The organism is Pseudonocardia sp. NPDC046786, assembly GCF_040645415.1.
In the GTDB taxonomy this organism is placed as follows: Bacteria; Actinomycetota; Actinomycetes; order Mycobacteriales; family Pseudonocardiaceae; genus Pseudonocardia; species Pseudonocardia kongjuensis.
On sequence record NZ_JBEYYF010000033.1, the window covers coordinates 15,509 to 35,756 of the forward strand.

Annotated in this window: 21 protein-coding genes and 7 tRNA genes; 15 read left to right on the forward strand and 13 right to left on the reverse strand. The window is 73.9% G+C overall.

The window, feature by feature from the left end; all coding sequences use genetic code 11:
* The first annotated feature begins 165 nt into the window (after positions 1-165).
* The 8 genes from ABZ881_RS27890 (at position 166) to ABZ881_RS27925 (ending at position 2,571) form a co-directional block, all read left to right on the forward strand.
* A complete protein-coding gene (locus ABZ881_RS27890) occupies positions 166-594 on the forward strand; it encodes an SsgA family sporulation/cell division regulator (protein WP_344023347.1) in 429 nt (142 codons plus the stop codon).
* Positions 595-746: 152 nt separating this feature from the next.
* Positions 747-819, forward strand: a tRNA-Gly gene (locus ABZ881_RS27895).
* Positions 820-870: 51 nt separating this feature from the next.
* A tRNA-Cys gene (locus tag ABZ881_RS27900) sits at positions 871-942 on the forward strand.
* A gap of 1 nt (position 943) precedes the next feature.
* Positions 944-1,018: transfer RNA gene (locus tag ABZ881_RS27905), tRNA-Val, on the forward strand.
* Positions 1,019-1,162: 144 nt separating this feature from the next.
* A tRNA-Gly gene (locus tag ABZ881_RS27910) sits at positions 1,163-1,235 on the forward strand.
* A 29-nt stretch (positions 1,236-1,264) separates the two neighbouring features.
* A tRNA-Cys gene (locus ABZ881_RS27915) sits at positions 1,265-1,336 on the forward strand.
* A gap of 1 nt (position 1,337) precedes the next feature.
* Positions 1,338-1,412 (forward strand) — tRNA-Val (locus ABZ881_RS27920).
* 157 nt (positions 1,413-1,569) lie between these two features.
* Positions 1,570-2,571, forward strand: coding sequence for an LLM class flavin-dependent oxidoreductase (locus ABZ881_RS27925; protein WP_358488662.1), 1,002 nt, complete (start codon positions 1,570-1,572; stop codon positions 2,569-2,571).
* A 9-nt stretch (positions 2,572-2,580) separates the two neighbouring features.
* Here ABZ881_RS27925 and ABZ881_RS27930 read toward each other — a convergent pair whose 3' ends face one another.
* Positions 2,581-3,222 (reverse strand): TetR/AcrR family transcriptional regulator, encoded by a 642-nt coding sequence (locus ABZ881_RS27930; RefSeq protein WP_358488663.1) that lies wholly within the window; start codon positions 3,220-3,222, stop codon positions 2,581-2,583.
* A 105-nt stretch (positions 3,223-3,327) separates the two neighbouring features.
* On the opposite strand from ABZ881_RS27930, the gene ABZ881_RS27935 reads away from it, so the two are divergent.
* Both ABZ881_RS27935 and ABZ881_RS27940 read left to right on the forward strand, forming a co-directional pair.
* Entirely contained in the window at positions 3,328-4,218 is an 891-nt protein-coding gene (locus tag ABZ881_RS27935) for an SMP-30/gluconolactonase/LRE family protein (protein WP_358488664.1), read from the forward strand.
* Positions 4,219-4,308: 90 nt separating this feature from the next.
* Positions 4,309-4,384 (forward strand) — tRNA-Gly (locus ABZ881_RS27940).
* A gap of 14 nt (positions 4,385-4,398) precedes the next feature.
* Here ABZ881_RS27940 and ABZ881_RS27945 read toward each other — a convergent pair.
* The 5 genes from ABZ881_RS27945 to ABZ881_RS27965 all read right to left on the reverse strand — a co-directional run bounded on the left by ABZ881_RS27945 (position 4,399) and on the right by ABZ881_RS27965 (position 9,282).
* A complete protein-coding gene (locus ABZ881_RS27945) occupies positions 4,399-5,223 on the reverse strand; it encodes an SDR family oxidoreductase (RefSeq protein WP_358488665.1) in 825 nt (274 codons plus the stop codon).
* Positions 5,224-5,332: 109 nt separating this feature from the next.
* Positions 5,333-6,019, reverse strand: a complete 687-nt coding sequence (locus tag ABZ881_RS27950; protein ID WP_358488666.1) for a maleylpyruvate isomerase family mycothiol-dependent enzyme — start codon at positions 6,017-6,019, stop codon at positions 5,333-5,335.
* Positions 6,016-6,861, reverse strand: a complete 846-nt coding sequence (locus tag ABZ881_RS27955) for a fumarylacetoacetate hydrolase family protein (RefSeq protein WP_358488667.1) — start codon at positions 6,859-6,861, stop codon at positions 6,016-6,018. Before ABZ881_RS27955 ends, ABZ881_RS27950 begins: the two co-directional genes overlap by 4 nt.
* Positions 6,862-6,892: 31 nt before the next feature.
* Positions 6,893-8,002, reverse strand: a complete 1,110-nt coding sequence (locus tag ABZ881_RS27960) for a cupin domain-containing protein (RefSeq protein ID WP_358488668.1) — start codon at positions 8,000-8,002, stop codon at positions 6,893-6,895.
* On the reverse strand, positions 7,999-9,282 hold the full coding sequence (locus ABZ881_RS27965; RefSeq protein ID WP_358488669.1) for an MFS transporter: 1,284 nt from the start codon (positions 9,280-9,282) through the stop codon (positions 7,999-8,001). Before ABZ881_RS27965 ends, ABZ881_RS27960 begins: the two co-directional genes overlap by 4 nt.
* Positions 9,283-9,330: 48 nt before the next feature.
* Between ABZ881_RS27965 and ABZ881_RS27970 the strand changes: the two genes are divergently transcribed.
* Positions 9,331-10,104, forward strand: a complete 774-nt coding sequence (locus ABZ881_RS27970) for an IclR family transcriptional regulator (RefSeq protein WP_358488670.1) — start codon at positions 9,331-9,333, stop codon at positions 10,102-10,104.
* A gap of 70 nt (positions 10,105-10,174) precedes the next feature.
* Here the strand turns inward: ABZ881_RS27970 and ABZ881_RS27975 are convergent, their stop codons facing one another.
* Positions 10,175-10,588: a hypothetical protein gene (locus ABZ881_RS27975; RefSeq protein ID WP_358488671.1), complete on the reverse strand. Its 414-nt coding sequence runs from the start codon at positions 10,586-10,588 to the stop codon at positions 10,175-10,177.
* 73 nt (positions 10,589-10,661) lie between these two features.
* Here ABZ881_RS27975 and ABZ881_RS27980 point away from each other — a divergent pair, with 73 nt between their 5' ends.
* Positions 10,662-10,913: a type B 50S ribosomal protein L31 gene (locus ABZ881_RS27980; RefSeq protein ID WP_358488672.1), complete on the forward strand. Its 252-nt coding sequence runs from the start codon at positions 10,662-10,664 to the stop codon at positions 10,911-10,913.
* A gap of 81 nt (positions 10,914-10,994) precedes the next feature.
* Here ABZ881_RS27980 and ABZ881_RS27985 read toward each other — a convergent pair whose 3' ends face one another.
* Both ABZ881_RS27985 and ABZ881_RS27990 read right to left on the reverse strand, forming a co-directional pair.
* Entirely contained in the window at positions 10,995-12,323 is a 1,329-nt protein-coding gene (locus ABZ881_RS27985; RefSeq protein ID WP_358488673.1) for an FAD-dependent oxidoreductase, read from the reverse strand.
* Positions 12,324-12,376: 53 nt separating this feature from the next.
* Complete coding sequence (locus ABZ881_RS27990) at positions 12,377-13,252, reverse strand: metallophosphoesterase (RefSeq protein ID WP_358488674.1); 876 nt, start codon at positions 13,250-13,252, stop codon at positions 12,377-12,379.
* 130 nt (positions 13,253-13,382) lie between these two features.
* On the opposite strand from ABZ881_RS27990, the gene ABZ881_RS27995 reads away from it, so the two are divergent.
* Positions 13,383-14,741 carry a cytochrome P450 gene (locus tag ABZ881_RS27995; protein WP_358488675.1) on the forward strand — a complete coding sequence of 453 codons (1,359 nt, stop codon included), beginning with the start codon at positions 13,383-13,385 and terminating at the stop codon, positions 14,739-14,741.
* Positions 14,742-14,747: 6 nt separating this feature from the next.
* Here ABZ881_RS27995 and ABZ881_RS28000 read toward each other — a convergent pair whose 3' ends face one another.
* The 4 genes from ABZ881_RS28000 to ABZ881_RS28015 form a co-directional block, all read right to left on the reverse strand.
* Positions 14,748-15,227 carry a DUF6069 family protein gene (locus ABZ881_RS28000; RefSeq protein ID WP_358488676.1) on the reverse strand — a complete coding sequence of 160 codons (480 nt, stop codon included), beginning with the start codon at positions 15,225-15,227 and terminating at the stop codon, positions 14,748-14,750.
* 201 nt (positions 15,228-15,428) lie between these two features.
* Positions 15,429-15,872, reverse strand: coding sequence for a DUF3037 domain-containing protein (locus ABZ881_RS28005; protein ID WP_344023379.1), 444 nt, complete (start codon positions 15,870-15,872; stop codon positions 15,429-15,431).
* Entirely contained in the window at positions 15,869-16,738 is an 870-nt protein-coding gene (locus ABZ881_RS28010) for a HipA family kinase (protein WP_358488677.1), read from the reverse strand. Before ABZ881_RS28010 ends, ABZ881_RS28005 begins: the two co-directional genes overlap by 4 nt.
* 145 nt (positions 16,739-16,883) lie before the next feature.
* Entirely contained in the window at positions 16,884-17,351 is a 468-nt protein-coding gene (locus tag ABZ881_RS28015) for a DoxX family protein (protein ID WP_358488678.1), read from the reverse strand.
* Positions 17,352-17,916: 565 nt separating this feature from the next.
* On the opposite strand from ABZ881_RS28015, the gene pgi reads away from it, so the two are divergent.
* Positions 17,917-19,590 carry a glucose-6-phosphate isomerase gene (gene pgi, locus ABZ881_RS28020; RefSeq protein ID WP_358488679.1) on the forward strand — a complete coding sequence of 558 codons (1,674 nt, stop codon included), beginning with the start codon at positions 17,917-17,919 and terminating at the stop codon, positions 19,588-19,590.
* Positions 19,575-20,240 (forward strand): phosphatase PAP2 family protein, encoded by a 666-nt coding sequence (locus ABZ881_RS28025; protein ID WP_358488680.1) that lies wholly within the window; start codon positions 19,575-19,577, stop codon positions 20,238-20,240. The genes pgi and ABZ881_RS28025 overlap by 16 nt, the downstream gene beginning before the upstream one ends.
* Positions 20,241-20,248: the final 8 nt, after the last annotated feature.

A 20,248-nucleotide genomic window follows, 5' to 3' on the forward strand; every position in this document is an offset into this window, starting at 1 on the left:
CCGTTCAGCCGCGTGTCCGCAGCGGGGAGTTACACCGTTGTGACTCGATCGGGCGTCATCCCGTGGTGATCCACGTTGATGCGTACCGGACCCGTCACCCCAGGGGCCGCTTGCTCGTTCTCCCGACTGACGCCCCACGCAACGCCCCACGAAAGAGGATGACCGATGCGCGACGAGTCCAAGACGATCCGGGCGACGGCCATGTTCGAGCTCATCGCTCCGGACGCGCCGGTCGTGCCCGTGAAGGTCGAACTGTCCTACACGAGCCGCGACCCCTACGCCGTCCAGGCCTCGTTCCGGACCGGACACGACACCACGGTCGACTGGGTCTTCGCCCGCGACCTGCTCGCCGACGGCCTGGTCGACTCGGCTGGCACCGGTGACGTCCGGGTCCAGCCGATGAGCGAGGACCCCACCCGGATCGAGCTCGAGCTCACCTCGCCGTCCGGGCACGCGCTGTTCACCACCTCGGCGCAGACCCTCTCGGAGTTCCTGCAGGCGACCTACGACGCCGTCCCGGCCGCCGCCGAGTACTCCTGGCTCGACTTCGACGCCGCGCTCGCGGACCTGCTCGACACGACCGCCCGGGACTGAGCCGACGCACCCCACCACCGGGCGGAGTCGATCTCCGCACGTGAGAGGACATCCGGTGGTGGAGAGGGGGGTGACTGCTCCCCCTCGGGGCGGGTGCTAGTGTCCTCTCACCGCACCGTGGACCGGCTCCCAGCCGGAGATGCGGTGCTCGTGCGGACGTAGCGCAGCTGGTAGCGCATCACCTTGCCAAGGTGAGGGTCGCGGGTTCGAGTCCCGTCGTCCGCTCGGAGGATCGGCCCCTGAGCCGGGACCTTCCAGCGGGATCACACCGGTTCCGGCGGAGTGGCCGAGTGGCTTAGGCAAGGGCCTGCAAAGCCCTGTACGCGGGTTCGATTCCCGCCTCCGCCTCGCGCGATTAGCTCAGCGGGAGAGCACTACCTTGACACGGTAGGGGTCACTGGTTCAATCCCAGTATCGCGCACCATCCGAGGTCCCCGGGTCGCCACGACCCGGGGACCTCGTCGTTTCCCGGGCCCCGTCGCGGTCGGTCGATCACGACCGACCCCCCTCGCACCCCGCCACGGACCGTGCGCTAGTGTTCTCCCAACGCACCGGGGAACGGTGCGATGCGGACGTAGCGCAGCTGGTAGCGCATCACCTTGCCAAGGTGAGGGTCGCGGGTTCGAGTCCCGTCGTCCGCTCGGCCGGTCTCGGAACGAGTCGGGAATCCGGCGGCGTGGCCGAGTGGCTTAGGCAAGGGCCTGCAAAGCCCTGTACGCGGGTTCGATTCCCGCCGCCGCCTCGCGCGATTAGCTCAGCGGGAGAGCACTACCTTGACACGGTAGGGGTCACTGGTTCAATCCCAGTATCGCGCACCACCAGCGAGAACCCCCTGATCGACGGCGTCGGTCAGGGGGTTCTCGGCGTTCCGGGGGCATGCTGCGCCGCCCGCTTGACACGACCCCCTCCGGCGGTGACTATGCGCTTAGTCAGCGGTCGTGACATGGCCCACCCCGGAACGAACGGAGGACACCAATGGAGGTGTCGTGCGCCTTCCCGACGAGCCTGGGCTCGCCGGACGACATCGCGCTCGCGGAGCAGCTGGGATACGACCGGGCCTGGGTCTACGACACCCCGCAGCAGAGCCCGGACGTATGGATGACCCTGGCCCTGGCCGCCGAGCGGACCGAGCGGATCGGGCTCGGCCCGGGCGTCCTGGTCCCGAGCCTGCGGCACCCGATGGTGAACGCGGCGGGCACCGCGACCCTCGCCGCGCTCGCACCCGGCCGGGTCGCGGTCTCGTTCGGCACCGGGTTCACCGGCCGGCGCGCGATGGGCTACCGGGCGATCACCTGGGCCTTCATGGACTCCTACATCCGCGCCTACCGCGGCCTGCTCCGCGGCGAGGTCGTCGAGTGGGAGGGTGCCCGGATGCAGATGCTGCACCCGGACGGCCACTCCCCCGCCCGCCCGGTCGACGTCCCGGTGCTCATCGGCGCGCTCGGCCCCAAGGGCGACGCGGTCGCCCGCGAGCTCGGCGACGGCCTGTACGCCACCCTGCAGGCCCCGGAGTTCATGAAGGACCACCCGTGGGCGGCGTTCCTGGTGTGGGGCACCGTGCTGGACGACGACGAGGGCGTCGACACCGACCGCGTCCGCGCGGCGGGCGGGCCCGGCTGGGCACTCGCCTACCACGGCGCCTACGAGTTCGGCGGCCCCGACGCCGTCCGCGCACTGCCCGGCGGTGACGCCTGGATGGACACCGTCGAGCGCACCGCCGACGGCGAGCGGCACCTGACCGTGCACGCGGGCCACTGCGTCGAACTCAACGACGCCGACCGGGCCGCCTGGGCCGCCGGCGGGCACGTGCTGCTGCGCGACGCCACCATCAGCGGCACCCGCGACGAGGTCCGGCGCAAGATCGACGACCTCGGCGCGCAGGGTGTCACCGAGATCGTCTTCCAGCCCTGCGGGCCGGACACCCGCTCCGAGCTGGAGCGGTTCCTGGAGGCCGCACGCGCGGTCGCGACGGCCTGAGCCGGGTCGTCAGCCCGGCTGCGGGCCGGGGACCGCGGAGACCATGCTCACGGCGAGATCGGCGTAGAACCGGCCGAGCTGCTCGGGCGAGTCCGGGCCGTCCGGCCGGTACCAGCGCACGAGATCGACCCCCAGCGAGAGCAGGGCCCGCACCACCCGGCCCGCGTCCACCGGGGCGAAGTCGCCCCGGTCGACGCCCTCGGCGATCACCGACCGGAACAGCTCCGGGAACTGCCTGCGGATCGCGACGATCTCGTCCAGGTGCTCCGGGCCCAGCGCCGCCAGCTCGTACTGGCACACCCGGGCCGCGACGTGGTGCCGGGCGTGCCAGGACACGAACCGGGCCACCACCGCCCGCAGCCGGGCCGGCGGGTCGTCGAGCCCGGCCGTCACCTCGGGCGCGGAGACCGCCTCCAGCGCCCGCAGGTGGCCGCGCCGGGCGATCTCGAACAGCACGTCCTCCTTGGAGCGGAAATGCACGTACAGCGCGGCCGGGCTCAGCCCGGCGCCGGTCGAGATGTCCCGGGTCGTCGTGCCGGTGAAGCCTCGCCGGGCGAAGCAGTGCACGGCGGAGGTGAGCAGCGTCCGGGCGACCGGCGCGAGATCGTCACCCCAGAGCCCGGCCGCCGGATCCGCGGCGTTCCGCGTCATGTCGTCCCCTCCACCGCACGTACCCACCGTGTTCCTTGACACATCTAGCAGATCCACTGACTATGCGCTCAGTCATCAGCGCCGTCGCCGCCGGAGGAATCCCCCATGCCCCGTGAGATCAGCACCATCGTCAGCGGCCTGACCTACACCGAGTGCCCGCGCTGGCACGACGGCCGCCTGTGGTTCGTCGATTTCTACACCCACCAGGTGCTCTCGGTCGCCGAGGACGGCAGTGACCAGCGCCTCGAGGCCGAGGTCCCGGAGCAGCCCTCCGGGCTCGGCTGGCTGCCCGACGGCAGGCTGCTCGTGGTGTCCATGCGCGACGCCCGGGTGCTCCGCCGCGAGCCCGACGGCACCCTGGTCACCCACGCCGACGTCTCCGCGCACACCGGCGGGCACCTCAATGACATGGTGGTCGATGCCCGGGGGCGCGCCTACGCGGGCAACTTCGGCTTCGACCTGATGGGCGGCGCGCCGCTGCAGACCGCGTCACTGGTCCGGATCGACCCGGACGGCTCGGTCGCCGTCGTCGCCGACGACCTGTGGTTCCCCAACGGCAGCGTGATCACCGACGGCGGCACGCTGCTGGTCAACGAGACCTTCGGCAACCGGATCACCGCGTTCGACATCGCCGAGGACGGCTCGCTGAGCGGCCGCCGGGTGTGGGCCTCGTTCGGCGAGCTGCCGGACCGCGACGTCGAGAAGGCGCTCGGCCAGATCGCGGTCGCGCCGGACGGCTGCGGGCTGGACGCCGAGGGCGCCCTGTGGGTCGCCGACGCGCTCAACGCCCGGCTGATCCGGGTCCGCGAGGGCGGCGAGATCGTCGACACGATCGAGACCGGCACCGGGGTGTTCGCCTGCATGCTCGGCGGCTCCGACGGCCGGACCCTGTTCGCCAGCGTTGCGCCGGACTTCCACGAGGAGGCCCGCCGCAACGCCCGGGAGGGCGCCGTGGTGGCGGTCCGGGTCGAGGTGGGGCACGGCGGCACCCCCTGAGCCACCGCGCCCGGGCCCCCACGGGTCCGGGCGCCTGCCGGGTGCGCTACGGTCCACCACGCAGATCGCACCGGGCACGGTGCGAGGCGTGCGGACGTAGCGCAGCTGGTAGCGCATCACCTTGCCAAGGTGAGGGTCGCGGGTTCGAGTCCCGTCGTCCGCTCCACATCCCGGGACCGGTCAGGGCCGCCATCCGTTGCGGTGCCGGGCGAAACCGCCCTCCGAGGCGATCACCTGCCCGGTGATCCAGTAGGCCTCGTCGGTGCACAGCCACGAGATCAGCCGGGCCGGGTCGTCCGGCTCCCCGTAGCGGCCGAACGGGAACATCTCCGCCATCGCGCGGAACGCCTCCGGCCCCAGGTAACCGGTGTCGACCGGCCCCGGATTGACCGTGTTCACCCGGATCCGCCGGTCCGCCAGCTGATCGGCCAGGGTCGGCGTGATCCCGGCGACGGCCGCCTTCGCGGCCGCGTACGCGACCTCGCCGGGCATCGGGCCCTCCGCCTGGCCGGAGGTGAGCAGCACGATCGCGCCGCCGGGGCGGTCGTCGTCGTGCGCGTTCGCGTACGCCTGGGCCAGCAGGATCGACGCCCGCGCGTCCACCGCCCAGTGCCGGTCCAGCTCCTCCCCCAGCTCGCCCAGCGGGCCGTCGGACCCGGACAGCGCCTGGTTCGCGACCAGCACGTCCAGCGGTCCGACGAGCGCCCGGGCGGCGTCCACCAGGCGCTGCGGCCCGGCCGGATCGGCCAGGTCGGCGTGCACGTCGGCGACCACCGCGCCGTCCACCGCGCGATGGCCGCGCACCTCGGTGACGGCGGCGCCGACGTCGTCGGCGCCCCACTCCTGGGTCGCGTCGTGCGGCGCGAAGTGGTGCACGACGACGCTCGCGCCGTACGCGGCGAGCCGGCACGCGGTCGCGTGCCCGATCCCGCCGCGCCGGCCGGCGCCGGTGACGAGCGCGGCCCGGCCGCGCAGGGGCATCGGGTCCCGCCGCAGACTGCTCACCACACCGGCCTACCGGACCCGGCAGGCGCCCGCGACCCGGTTTCGCCGGACCGGCCGGCCCGGGACCGGCCCGCGTGACGCGCCGCCGGCCCGGTGTGGTGCGGCGCCGTCACAGCCACCGGGGCAGCTCCGGCAGGTCCGGGCAGTGCGGCGCGCGGCCGACCAGCCAGGCCGCGGCCAGCGGCACCGGCAGCTCCACCTTGTGCCGCTCCCCCTTCCCCGGCAGCTCGTGCAGCGTCCGCGGGGTGCGCAGCACCGCCGGCGGCCCGCTGCGCGTCGACCGCCAGGCCACCACGTCCTCGATCAGCGCGACCAGGAAGTCCCCGGGGAGGTCGGCGAACCGGACCCCCGCGTCGAGATCGACAGCGTGGATGCAGGTCTCCCGGGCGCGCAGCCAGATCGTCTCGGCCGCCCGGACCGTGCGGCCCTGGGCGGTCACCACCGGCTCCGACCAGGCGGCCGCCGGCATCGTGTCCATCGCCGCGGACAGCCGCTCGGCGGTGTCCCGGACCCGTTCGGGCAGGTCGGCGTGCAGCGCACCGGATTCGATCTCGGCGGCCCGATGCTCCGGGGAGGCGTACATCGGGTTCTCCATCCCGGTGCGCGCCCAGTCCAGCAGCCGGCCGAGCGCCTCGGCGTTCGACGCGACGTGGGCCAGCAGGTGCCGCCGGCTCCAGCCGGGCAGCGCGCACGGCCGGTCCAGCGCGCCGTCGTCGAGGGTGTCGAGGGCGCCGAGCAGCAGCCGGGTCCCCTCGTCGACCCAGGTGCGAGCGGCGGACGCGGTCGCCGCCGTCACGCCGGCACCGGTGCGGCCGCGGCGACCGCGTTGCGCTGCGCGCCGAGCCCGCGGATCGCGGTGCCCAGGACGGCGCCGTCGGTCAGGTAGCGGCGCGGCTCACGGGCGTGCCCGACGCCGCCCGGGGTGCCGGTCGCGATCACGTCGCCCGGGTTCAGGGTGACGATCGAGGAGATGTAGGAGACCAGCGCGACCGGGTCGAACACCAGGTCCGAGGTGTCGGCCCGCTGCATGGTCTCGCCGTCCACGGTGCAGCTCAGGTCGAGCGCCGGGCGGACGCCGCCGGGCAGCTCGTCCGGGGTGACCAGCTGCGGGCCGAGCGGGGTGGTCGCCTCGAACGTCTTGCCCTGCAGCCACTGCACCGAGCGGTACTGCCAGTCCCGCATGGTCACGTCGTTGAGCACGGCGAACCCGGCGACGGCCGAGGCCGCCTCGGCCTCCGACGCCCGGCGCACCCGGCGGCCGACGACGACGGCCAGCTCGGCCTCCCAGTCGACGGCCGACGAGGCGGCATCCAGCTCGATCACGTCGTCCGGGCCGATCAGCGCCTCCGGGAACTTCGCGAACAGCGTCGGGTACTCGGGCAGCTCCCGGCCCATCTCCAGGATGTGCGAGCGGTAGTTCAGCCCGACGCAGAAGATCTTGCCCGGGTGCGGGACGGCCGGGGCCAGGTCGGCGCCGGCCAGGTCGTGCCGCGGGCCGTCGGCCGAGGCGGCGCGCGCCTCCCACATCGGGTCGGCGAGCAGCGCACCGAGGTCGGGGGCGCCGATCTCGACGGCGGTGTCGCCGTCGATCCGGGCCGCCCGGGTTCCGGCGGCGGTCCGCAGGGTGGTCAGTCGCATGGAATGTTCCTCTTCCTTCTCTGGTGGGTTTTCAGGGGTTGCCGAGCTGGACCCGGTCGAGGTGCAGGCGTTCGAGGATCGGCGCGTCGGAGAACCGGAACAGGTCCAGTCCGGTCACCGCGATCACCGTCAGCGGCACCCAGGACGGGACCGTCACCAGGTCACCGCGGTGCACCGCCCACTCCCGGTCGCCGACCCGCACCGTGCCCTCGCCGTCGAACACCTGCCAGACCGACGAGCCGACCTCGCGGCGGGTCGCCGTCCTGGTGCCGGCCCGCAGCCGGTGCATCTCGGCGCGGATGGTGGGGAGCACGTCGCCGCCGGTGACCGGGTTGCTGAAACGCACCGCGGCGTGGCCTGCCTCCAGCACGCCGGGGCGGCCCTCGTCGGCCAGCGCCAGCTGCTCGCGCAGCGCGGCGTCGGTGTGCTCCCAGCGGTAGGCCGCGATCGGCGAGCACCGGGTCTCCCCGGTGACACCGACCGGCCGCAGGCCGGGATGGGACCACAGCCGCTCCGAGCGGGAGCGGGCCGGCGCCGACCGGTCCGGCACCTCCTCGGGGCCGTCCTCGAAGAACCCGGAGCCCATGTGGTGGGCGAACGGGATGTCCAGCCCGTCCAGCCAGGCCATCGGCGCGTCCGACCGGTTGTGGTGGCCGTGGAAGCGCCAGCCGGGGGTGAGCAGGAAGTCGCCGCGGCGCATCGCGACCGGGTCGTCGTCGACGACGGTCCAGACGCCCTCGCCCTCGACGACGAACCGGAACGCGTTCTGCGCGTGCCGGTGCACCGGAGCGTCCTCGCGCGGGTTCAGGTACTGGATCGCGGCCCACAGCGTCGGCGTCGCGAACGGTGCCCCGCCCAGTCCCGGATTGGCGAGCGCGATCGCACGGCGCTCGCCGCCCCGGCCGACCGGCACCAGATCGCCGGAACGCTGCGCCAGACCCAGCAGCTCCGACCAGCACCACCGGTGCGGCACCGCCCGCGGCCGCGGCGACGGCGGCATCAGGTCGCCGATCTCGGTCCAGAGCGGGACCAGCGACTGCCGCTCGAAGCCCCGGTAGAGCTCGGAGAGCGCGGGGCCCGGTTCGGGCTGACCGGGTCCGCCGGTGGCGCGCAGGGACACCGGCGAGGCGTGGACGGTCATGCGGGGACTCCTTCCGGGCGGGGCTCGCCCACCGGACGGCGGATCATCAGGAGGACGGCCCCGGCCGCCGCCGCGGCCAGGGCGAAGATCAGGAAGTTGGCGTTCACGCCCAGCCCTGCGGCCAGCAGCAGGCCGCCGACCTGCGGCGCGGCGACCGCACCGATCCGGCCGACGCCGAGCGCGACACCGAGCGCGGTGCCGCGCATCGCGGCCGGGTAGCGGCCGGCGACCATCGCGATGATCAGGCACTGGGTGCCGTGCGTGCCGATCCCGGCGAGCACCAGCGCCAGGTAGGACCCGGCCACCCCCGGGCCGGTGAGCAGCATCAGCAGCCCTGCCGAGGCGAGCAGGCAGGCGGCGACACCGGTCCCGGCCGCGCCGAACCGCACCGCGACCACGGCGGCCAACACCGAGCCGGCGACCGCACCGAGATTGAGCGCGAGCAGGAAGCCCAGCGCCGGCCCGAGCTCGAACCCGGCGGTCCGCATCAGCTGCGGCAGCCAGGTGCCCAGCCCGTACCAGGTGAACAGGGTGGCCGCGGTGGCCACCGCGAACAGCACGGTCGGGCGCAGGTAGGGGCCGCGGAACAGCTCACCGGGGCCGGCCGCCGCCGGGGTGGCGGTGGCGGGCTCGGGTGGCACGCCGTACCGGGCCTCGACGATCTCGGCCACGGCGATCCGGCCCCGCCCGCGCAACCAGGCCGGCGACTCGGGCAGCCGGAACAGGCACACCGGGACGACGAGCACCAGCGCGAGCAGCGCGATCCCGAACATCGGCCGCCAGCCGGCGGCCGGCAGCACGCCGATCCCGACCAGCGCCGCGATCGATCCGCCGATCGGGATCCCGGACATCATCAGGGTCGCCACCACCGGCCGGTAGCGGGCGGGGACGAACTCGGCGCCCAGCGCGCTCGCGGCGGGCACCAGCCCGCCCAGCCCGAGCCCGGCCAGCAGCCGGAACAGCCCGAACACGACCGGGCCGGGCGCCAGGCCGCAGATCGCGGTGCACACCGAGAACACCACGGTGCAGGCCAGGATGGTGCGCCGGCGGCCGAGCCGGTCGGTGAGGAAACCGGCCAGCAGCGCGCCGACGAGCATGCCGACGAACGCGAGGCTGCCGATCAGCCCGGCGCTGCCGGGATCGAGCCCCCAGCCCGGCTCCTCCAGGAGCGCGGGCAGCACGGTGCCGTAGACGATCAGGTCGTAACCGTCGAAGACGATCAGAAGCCAGCAGAGCAGCGTCACCGTGGCCGCCGCCCCGTGCCGAGACGTCACTGTCATGCCCCGGACGGTATAGGGATTCTGCAAGACGGGCGATAAGATTCTGACATGAAGAATCGGCCCGCGTACGGCATCGACTCGGTGGACCACGCCCTGCGCCTCGCGACCCTGCTCAAGCAGGAGGGACCGCTGCGCGTCATGGAGGCCGCCGAGCACCTCGGCGTGGCCCGCTCCACCGCACACCGACTGCTCGCGATGCTGGTCTACCGCGACTTCGCCGAGCAGGACAACGACCGCCGCTACCTCGCCGGGCCCGCACTGCGGCATCCGTCGGCGCCCGAGCCGGTCGCCGACCTGCGCCGGATCGCGGAGCCGCACCTGCGCGAGCTGACCGCGCGGACCGGCGAGACCACCAGCGTCACCGTGACGGTCGGGCACCGGACCCGGTTCGTCGCGACCGTGGAGTGCACCCAGGTGCTGCGGGTCGGCGACCGGGCCGGCCGGGTGCTCCCGGCCCATCTGGCGTCCGGCGGGAAGGCCGCGCTCGCCACCCTGCCCGACGACGAGGTCCGGGCCCGGCTCGCCGGGCCGGAGGCGGCCGAGGCAGGCCCGGTCGACGTCGAGGCGCTGCTGCGGGAGCTGCGCCGGTGCCGGCGCCGCGGCTACGCGCTGAACGAGCAGGCGACCGAGTCCGGGGTGACCGCGATCGGCCGGGCGGTGGACGGTCCGCCCGGCGCGGTCCCGGCCGCCGTCGCGATCGCGATGCCGACCGTCCGGTTCCGGCGGGACCGGGTCGCCGAGCTCGGTGCCGAGCTGGCGACCGCGACGGGCCGGATCGGGACCGAGTGGGCGGTGGAGGCGGCGAGCTACCGGACCGGCTGATCCGGCACCGGCGCCCTCCGCCGACGCCCCGGGCGGCAGCCTGGACGGCGACGGGCGCCCGCTGGTCCGGCTACCGCCCTCCGGCCGGGGCGGGGCTGATCGCGCAGCGCAGCCGGGCGGGCAGCGCCATCGGGTCGGGCGCCCCGCCGCCCTGCAGCCAGCCGGTCACCACCCGCACGTCGAGGGTGCTGCGGACCGGGCCGACCGCGACCACCGGCGACGTCGCACGGCTCCGGTCCGGCACGCAGCCCTGCACGAGCAGCATCAGGCCGGGCCGGCGGCCGGCGCAGACGGCGGGGCCGAGCCGGCAGCCGGCGGTGACGAGCATGCCGTGCGGGCTGTCCCGCACCACCGCGCGCAGGCCCTCGAACAGCACCTCGTCGATCCCCGGCAGCGCCGCGACAACGCCGCCGCCGTCGTCGTCGTCGAAGCCGGAGGGCATGTGCGCACAGGACCCGCACCGGACCACCGTGAAGCCGTCCATGGACACCTCCTGCAAACCGGAACCATTGTCGTTTAGAATTCACGGTAGCAGTCGTCGACGCAGGAGGAACCCCGTGAAGCCCGGCATCCACCCCTCGTACGGTCCGGTCGTCTACCAGGACATGTCGACCGGCGACCGGTTCCTGACCCGGTCCACCGAGACGTCCCGGGAGACCGTCGAGTGGTCCGACGGCAACTCCTACCCGCTGGTCCGGGTCGACATCACCGCGGCGTCGCACCCGTTCTGGACCGGCAACACCCGGGTGCTCGACGCCGCCGGGCAGGTCGAGAAGTTCCGTCGCCGGTTCGGTGAGCGCAAGCGCTGAGCACGGCCGGACGGGCGGCCGCGGGGTTCCGCGGCCGCCCGTCCCTGAGCCCGGTCTCGCACCGGGTGGTCCTGCCCGGGATCAGCCGGCCCGGCTGATCTCCGTCATCTCCTCGCGCGGGATCACCTTGATCCGCTCGCGACCGCGGGCCTCGCCCAGCCCGCGCTCGTGCTTGTCCAGGGTGAGCCAGCCGTCCCAGGTGGTGAACGGGACGCCGCGCCCGGCCAGCAGCGCGTCGACCGCCTCCGGATCGCGCTGCGCGGCGCGGGGCAGACCGTCGGCGTCGGCCAGCAGGCTGCCGACGGTCTCCGAGGCGCAGCCCTTGGTGTGCCCGATCAGCCCGACCGGGCCGCGCTTGATCCAGCCGACGGCATAGACGCCCGGATGGCCGGCGACCCGGCCGGCCTCGTGCGGGACGACGCCGCGCGCGGCGTCGAACGGCAGCCCGGCGAGCTCGGACCCGGTGTAGCCCACGGCCCGGTATACCGCACCGACCGGGTACTCGGTGTACACCCCGGTCCCGCGCACGGATCCGTCGCCGGTGTACTCGGTGCGCTCGACCCGCAGACCGGTCACCCGGTCGGTGCCGAGCACCCGGTCCGGCCGCGCGAAGAAGTGCAGGTGCACCCGGCGCGGATCGCCGCGGCGGTCGCGGATCGCCCAGTCCTGCAGGATCTTCACCACCATCTGGACGTGCTTGGTGGCGCGGATGTCGGCCATCGAGCCGTCGTCGAACTCGACGTCCTCCGGATCGACGACCACCTCCAGGCCGGGCACGTGATCGAGCTCGCGCAGCTCCATCGGGCTGAACTTGGCCTGCGCGAGACCGCGCCGGGCGAACACGTGCACGTCGGTCGCCGGATTGACGGCGAGACCGGCGTGCACAGAGTCCGGGATCTCGGTGGAGAGCATGTCCTCGGCGGACTTGGCGAGCACCCGGGCGACGTCGAGCGCGACGTTGCCGGCGCCGATCACGGCGACCGACGACGCGTCGAGGGTCCACTCCCGACCGACGTCGGGATGGCCGTCGTACCACTGCACGAACTCGGCGGCGCCGTGGCTGCCGGGCAGGTCGATGCCGGGGACGTCCAGGTCGCGGTCGCGTTCGCAGCCGGTCGCGACGATCACCGCGTCGTAGTGCTCGCGCAGGTCGTCCAGGGTGAGATCGGTGCCGTAGTGCACGTTGCCGAACAGCCGGACCGCCGGGTTGTCCAGCACCCGGTGCAGGGCGTGCACGATCTGCTTGATCCGCGGATGGTCCGGGGCGACGCCGTAGCGCACCAGGCCGAACGGCGCGGGGAGCTTCTCGAACAGGTCCACCGCCACCTCGGCGTCGGACTTGATCAGGGTGTCGGCGGCGTAGATCCCGGCCGGGCCGGCACCCACCACCGCGACGCGCAGCGCGTTCATCGTTCTCCTCGGGGTCGACGACCACGAGCGTAGATGAGGTAAGCCTTACCTTATTATGATGAAGGTAACACGATGCGCGGCAACAGGTCCGGGAAGTGACCGCCGATCCGCTCGGAGTGCCGCCGCCACTCGCGCGGGTAGCCGAGCGAGACCTCGACGAACGGGACGCCGTCGACGGTCACCGTCCGCGGGATGTGCAGGTGCCCGTGCACGACGACCTTCGCCCGGTAGCGCCGGTGCCAGTCGGCGGTCGCCGTGGTGCCGCACCACAGCGCGAACTCGGGATGGTGCAGCACGTCGCAGGGCTCGCGGACCAGCGGCCAGTGGTTGACCAGCACGGTCGGGAGGTCCTCGTCGAGCCCGTCGAGCCGGGCCGTCGTGGTCGCCACCCGGGCGACGCTCCACGCCTCCCGGGTCGGGTACGGGTCGGGATACATCAGGTGCTCATCGGTGCACACCACCCCGGCCGCGTACGCGGCGGCCAGCCCCTCGGCCGAGGTGGACGTGCCGGCCGGCAGGAACGAGTAGTCGTAGGGCACGAACAACGGCGCGACGACGGCCGGCCCGCCCGGCCCGTCCCACACCGGGTACGCGTCCTCCGGGGTGTGCACGCCGATCTCGCGGCAGCGGCGGACCAGCTCGTCGTAGCGGGCGACGCCGGCGAGCTGCTCGACCTCCTCGGCGCGGGCGTTCCTGGCCCGGGTCCAGAGCTCGTGGTTGCCGGGCGTCCAGAGCACCGTGGCGAACCGCTCGCGCAGCGCGGCCAGGGTGCCGGCGACGCCCTCGATGCGCTCGTCGACGTCGCCCGCGACGATCAGCCAGTCGTCCGGGTGCGCCGGGGCGAGCGCGTCGGTGATCGTCCGGTTCTCGGCGTGACGGACGTGCAGGTCGCTCACCGCGAGCAGGCGCGGACCGTTGTGGGCTGGCACGTCACCAGTAGTACCCGCCGGGCCGGCCCGGATCGGACCGGGATGGCCGAAAGTTCCTTACCGCGAGTAGCTTACTGCCGGTAGCCTCGATCCCGAGCTCGACGACGAGGACACGACGCGGGAGGTCGGCATGGCGGGATCGCGCGGGGCGCGGCGCTGGATCCGGTGGGTGCTGCGGCACGGGGCGGTGCGGCGGGAGGTGTCCCGGCAGGCCGCCAGGGGTGACCTGGGCGCCCGGATGATCATCGAACCGGACGCGGTGCGCGACCCGTACCCGCACTACGAGGCCCTGCGGACGCAGGGCCGACTGGTGCGCTCGGCGCTGAGCTGGACCACCGTCGACCACGAGATCACCACCGAGGTGCTGCGCAGCCCCGATTTCTGCGTCGGCCTGCGGATGCCGGAGAACGCACCCGGGCTGCTCAAGGCGGCACTGCGGGCCGGTGGGAGCTGGCCGCTGGGACCGGCCGAGCCGCCGTCGCTGCTCGCGATCGACCCGCCGGACCACAACCGGATCCGCAAGCTGGTCACCCGCTCGTTCAGCGCGAAGGCGATCACCCGGCTGCGCGGCCGCACCGAGGAGGTCGCGGCCGGCCTGCTCGACGACATGGAGTCCGGACGGGCCGGCACCGGCACGCTCCGGCGGGCCGATGTCGTGGCGCAGTACGCCTCGCTGCTGCCCGCCACCGTGATCGCCGAGATGCTCGGTGCGCCGCTGTCCATGCGCGAGGACTTCCTGCGCTGGGGCGAGGGCGGGGCCTATTCGCTCGACATGGGCCTGACCTACCCGATGTTCCGGCGCTCGGAGAAGGACATCGACGCGCTCGCCGACTGGATGGACGGGCACTTCCAGTACCTGCGCCGGAACCCGAACGACAGCATCCTGTCCTCGCTGGTCCAGGCCTACGACGAGGAGGAGGGCCGGCTCACCCACGACGAGCTGGTGTCGCTGGCGCTGCTGCTGCTCGCCGCCGGGTTCGAGACCACGGTGAACCTGATCGGCAACGGCACCCGCCTGCTGCTGGCCCATCCCGACCAGCTGGAGCGGCTGCGCGCCGATCCGTCGCTCTGGCCGAACGCCGTCGACGAGATCCTGCGCTTCGACTCCCCGGTGCAGCGCACCGGCCGGGTCGCCGCCCGGGACACCGAGGTGTGCGGCTTCCCGGTCAAGCGGGGTGCGCTGGTGCTGACCCAGCTCGGCGGGGCCAACCGGGATCCGGCGGTGTTCACCGATCCCGAGCGGTTCGACGTCGGCCGGGAGAACGCCGACCGGCACGTCGCGTTCAGCCAGGGCATTCACTACTGCCTGGGCGCCGCGCTGGCCAAGATGGAGGGCGAGGTCGGCCTGCGGGCCCTGTTCGACCGCTATCCGGACCTGCGCTCCGACGGGCCGGCGGAGCTGCGCGGGACCCGGGTGCTGCGCGGCTACCGCAGCCTGCCGGTCCGGCTCGGCGAGGCCCGCAGCGAGGTGCAGGAGCCGGTCGCCTGAGCCGGCTCAGGTCCGGGTGGACGCGCTGGTCACGGTCGTCGTGACCAGGCTGATGATCGCCATGCCGATCACCAGGTGGATGACGCCGGTGGCGATCCGGACGGTGAGCGGCCCGGTGGAGAACGCCAGCGGGTAGACCGTGGCCACCGCGGTGAGCAGGCCCGCGATCCAGCCGAAGTACGCCATCGGGCTGGGCACCGCGACCAGCAGCAGCTGGGCGAGCCCGGTCGCCGCCAGCGCGGCCAGCGCGGCGGCGATCGCGAGCTGGACGGCGCCGTCCCAGCCGCCGATGATGTCGCCCTCGATCGGCGCCAGGTACGGGATCTGCAGCAGCACCCGCACGATCAGGAACCCGACCATCGCGATCAGCGCGGCGATCACCGCGGTCGCGACGCCGCCGGCCCACAGCCGGCCCGCCTGCACGGCCGGCCGGCGCGGGGGGTGGGGATCCCGGCTCATCTCACGGGTCCGGTCGTCCTCGGACATCGTCGTCTCCCCCGGGTGTCGCGCTGGTCTGTGGATCGGGCGGGTGGATCGCACGAGGAGTGTGACGCATCCGTGCGGAGCACGCGTGATCACCCGGCGCGCCCGGCACGTTACGCCGCGACCCGGCAACGTGGAACCAGCCGTACCGGCAACCCGCGGGACTCGCACCGATCGTGGCCCCACTCCGCCGAGATGGCCGGGTCAGCCGCGCGGCGGGCCCGGCGGGCGGACCAGCCGGTCGAGCAGCCGATCGGCCTCCGCCGCCGGGTCCGTGGTGAGGCCGGCGTGCACCGGGCCGGGGGCGACGATGGTGCTGCGCGCCGTCGTCAGCCTGCGGAACCGGCGCCCGATGTCCTCCCCCGCGCCCGGGCCGCGGGCGGCGAGCGCCCCGGTGGCGTGCCGGTCCGAGCGCGGCGGTTCGGGCACCGAGGCGACCGCCGCGATCGTCGCGAGCAGGTCGTCGACGGCGTCGGCGTCGCAGTGCGGGTCCAGCGCGGCGAGCCGGGCCCGGTCCAGCTCGACCCGGACCACCAGGGCGTCGTGCGGGCGGCAGTACAACAGCACCCCGGCGTTCATCGTCTCGCCGCGCTCGATCCGCGGGACCACCCGCAGCAGCGCGTACTCGTAGCCGACCGGACCGCTCACCGGCCGGCCCCGCCGATCCGCAGCCACGACGGGTGCCGGGGCTCCCGCTGCACCGGTCGCGGCCGGCCGGCCGCGACCGCCCCGGCCACCCCCGGCAGCCAGGCGGAGCGCTGCGCGACCCGGTCGAGCAGGGCGCCGCGGTAGCCGGCCCGGACCGCGTCCGGCGAGCCGAACCCGTCGGTGCCGTCCAGCCACTCGTCGGGCACCAGCGCCAGCACGCCGTCGAGCAGCTCGGCGGTGACCAGCGGGGCGAGCGCGGTGTCGGCGGCGGCCAGGTCCGGGTGCGCGCCGAGCAGCACGTGGTCACCCGCGTCGAACGGCCGGGTCGGGAACCGGGCCACCGAGCCCCAGTCGTGGGCGAAGGTCAGCGTCGCGCCGTGGTCGATCAGGTACGGGCTGCGGTGCCACAGCAGCATGTTCGAGTTCCGCCAGGACCGGTCGACGTTGCCGACCAGCGCGTCGAACCACAGCACCCGCCCGGCGAACCCGGGGCCGACGTCGAACGCCAGCGGGTCCAGGTCGAGCGCCCCGGGCAGGAAGTCGATCGCCAGGTTCAGCCCGGCGGAGCGCCGGAGCAGCTCCTGGACCTCCTGGTCCGGCTCGGAGCGGCCGAGGCCGCCGTCGACGGTGATCGTGGCGATCTCCGGGACCGGCAGGCCGAGCGCGCGGGCCAGCTCCCCCGCGACGATCTCGTTGACCAGCACCGCCCGGCCCTGGCCCGCGCCGGTGAACTTGACCGCGTAGCTGCCGAGATCGTCGGCCTCCATCAGGCCGGGCAGCGATCCGCCCTCGCGCAGCGGGAGCACGTAGCGGATCGCCGTGACATGACGCAGGCCCCGCTCGGGCGGGGCCGGTGGGGAGGGCACGGCGCGAGGGTAGTGCGGCGCGCCGGGCGGTCGCGATCCAGATGCGCGACCGCCCGCACCCCGTGGCGTCGGGGTGCGGGCGGGTGGCGGTTCACCGGCCCGTCCGGCGTCGGGGTGCGCGGACGGGCCGGGAGGTCCGGCGTGCTCAGACCGAGACGGTCTGCCGCGGGATGGCCTGGGTCTGCTCGATCCGGCGCTCGGCGTGCTTCGCGAGCAGCTCGTCCGCGCTGAACCGGCCCGGGCCGGAGACCATGAAGGCGAGCAGCCCGCAGATGATCACGCCGACCAGCGCCCACCCGTTGTCGGCCATGAACAGGCCGTGCTGGCCGTGCACGAAGTAGATCGCGCCCGCCATCACGAACACCATCAGCGCCGACGGCACGACCATCCGCAGGCCGAGCAGCAGCGAGGCGGACAGCACCAGCTCGACGACGATCGTGAACGAGGCCGCCGCGATGGCCAGCGGGATGCCGAACTTGCTGAACACCGCTGCCGTGTCGAACAGGCCGGCGTCGACCTTCTTCCAGGCGTGCATCACCAGGATGTAGGCGAGCAGGACACGGCCGACGAGCAGGACGACGTCGCGCGGGGTGCCGGTCAGGGAGCGGTACACGGTGCCTCCAGGGTGCGGGCATGATCACGTCGGGTGACACGATGATCACTGAATGCACAAGAGCCTAGGAGATCAACTGCCTTGCGCCACCCGGTCCAGCGACTCTGCGCGACGAGCTGACCGCATCGCGCGACGAGTGTCGTTGCACTCACACCTCGTCGTGCGGCGCCCGCCACGACCGGGCGATCCGGCGCCACGACCGGTCCGGACGCCGCCGAGCGGCCCGGGCGGTTCCGCATCGCTGCTGGTCACAGGCACGGAACGTATACAGTGACGGCGGCCGGTCACTCGTCTGCTGCAGTACTCTCGGGTAACTTGGGGCGGCATCACGGACCGTTTCCGGCACCCGGCAGCCGGTCGCCCGTGCGGTACCGCCCGTCGCGGACGGCGCCGTCCGCGACGGGCGGTACCCCCGGGCGGCCCAGCGCGACCGGACCTGTGCGGACCGTCGCCGGTACCCCCGTCCGACAGCACCGTCCTGCAGCACCGTCCTGCAGCACCGTCCGATACTGCGGCTCGCTCGTGTCGGCGCGCTGCCCGATCCTCACTGCGGAATGATGGACCCGTGTCCGACACGAGCATCGACATCACCGCCACTCCGGAGTGGACCGCGCTGACCGAGCACGCGGCGGAGGTCGAGCCCCGCCACCTGCGGGCGTTGTTCGCCGACGACCCGGGCCGGGCCGCCGCGCTGACCGCGCGCGGCGCCGACCTGCTCCTCGACTACTCCAAGCACCGGATCACCCGGGAGACGGTCCGGCTGCTGGGCGCGCTCGCGCGGGCCGCCGGGCTCCGCGAGCGCACCGAGGCGATGTTCACCGGGGAGCGGGTCAACACCTCGGAGAACCGCGCCGTGCTGCACACCGCCCTGCGGCTCCCCCGGGGGGCGACGCTGGTCGTCGACGGCCAGGACGTCGTCGCCGACGTGCACGCGGTGCTCGACCGGATGGGCGGGTTCACCGACGCGGTCCGGTCCGGCGCGTGGACCGGGTTCACCGGCAAGCCGATCCGCACCGTCGTCAACATCGGCATCGGCGGCTCCGATCTCGGCCCGGTGATGGCCTACGAGGCCCTGCGCGACTACGCCCGGCGCGATATCGAGTGCCGGTTCGTGTCCAACATCGACCCCACCGACCTGACCGAGGCGCTGACCGGGCTCGACCCGGCGACCACGCTGTTCGTGGTGTCGTCCAAGACGTTCACCACCCAGGAGACGCTGACCAACGCCCGCAACGCCCGGTCCTGGCTGCTCGACGGGCTCGGCACCGACGACGGGAAGGCGATCGCCCAGCACTTCGTCGCGGTGTCCACCAACGCCGAGAAGGTCGCCGGCTTCGGCATCTCCACCGACAACATGTTCGGCTTCTGGGACTGGGTCGGCGGCCGGTACTCGCTGGACTCCGCGATCGGGCTCTCCCTGATGTGCGCCATCGGCAAGGAGCACTTCGCCGGGTTCCTGGCCGGGATGCACGCCATGGACGTGCACTTCCGGACCACCCCGCCGGAGGAGAACCTGCCGGTCATCGCCGGGATGCTCGGCATCTGGTACACGAACTTCTTCGGCGCCGAGACCCGCGCGGTGCTCCCCTACAGCCAGTACCTGCACCGGCTGCCCGCCTACCTGCAGCAGCTGACGATGGAGTCCAACGGCAAGTCCGTCCGCGGCGACGGCACCCCGGTCAGCACCGTCACCGGCGAGATCTTCTGGGGCGAGCCCGGCACCAACGGCCAGCACGCGTTCTACCAGCTCCTGCACCAGGGCACCCGGATCGTGCCCGCCGACTTCATCGGCTTCGCGCAGCCGCACCACGCGCTCCCCGGCGAGGACAGCGACCCGGGGGACATGCACGACCTGTTCATGGCGAACCTGTTCGCGCAGACCGCGGCGCTGGCGTTCGGCAAGACCGCCGAGGAGATCGCCGCCGAGGGCACACCGGCCGACGTGGTGCCGCACAAGGTGATGCCCGGCAACCGGCCGACCTCGACGATCCTCGCCGCGAAGCTGACCCCGGCCGTGCTCGGCCAGCTGATCGCGTTCTACGAGCACGTCACGTTCGTCGAGGGCACGATCTGGGGCATCGACTCCTTCGACCAGTGGGGCGTGGAGCTCGGGAAGGTGATGGCCAGGCAGTTCGGGCCCGCGCTGTCCGCGGCCGAGCCGCCGTCGGCGCAGGAGGCCGGCCTGGACCCGTCCACCGCCGCGCTGATCGGCCAGTACCGGGCGTGGCGCGGGCGGTGAGCCCGGCCGCCCCGGCCCGCGACGTCCGCCGGCTCGCGGTCGTCGCGCTGGTCCTGCTCGCGGCGGCGGTGGCGCTGATGGCCGTCGCGAGCTCCGGCGCGCTGGCCGGCCGGGACGTCGGCACCGCGGTCGGGCTGGCCGACGAGCGGCGCCCGGCGGCGACCGCGACCGCGCTGGTCGTGACCGAGATCGGCAACACCGCCGCGAGCGCGGGCCTCGCACTGGTGGTCGGCGGCGCGCTGGCCTGGCAGGGGTTCCGGGCCGAGGGGCTGTGCGTGGCGATCGTCCCGCTGCTGACCAGCGTCGTGTTCAGCGCGCTGAAGCGGGTCCTGGACCGGCCCCGGCCGCCGGAGGAGCTGCAGGTGATGGCGGTGGCGAACGAGTCGCTGCCGTCCGGGCACGCGGCGATGGCGGCCGCCGCCTGGACCGTGCTGGTGCTCGTGCTGTGGCCGCGGTGCGCGGCCCGGGGCCGCGCGCTGCTCTCCGGGTTCGCGGTGCTGTGGGTGGCGGCGGTCGGGATCACCCGGATCTACCTGGGCGTGCACTGGCTGTCCGACGTGCTCGCCGGCTGGGCGCTGGGGGCCGGGCTGGCGTTCGCCGGGGTGGCGGTGCTGGCCGCGGTGACGGCGCGCCGGGCCGCGGAGGTCTGACTCCTCGC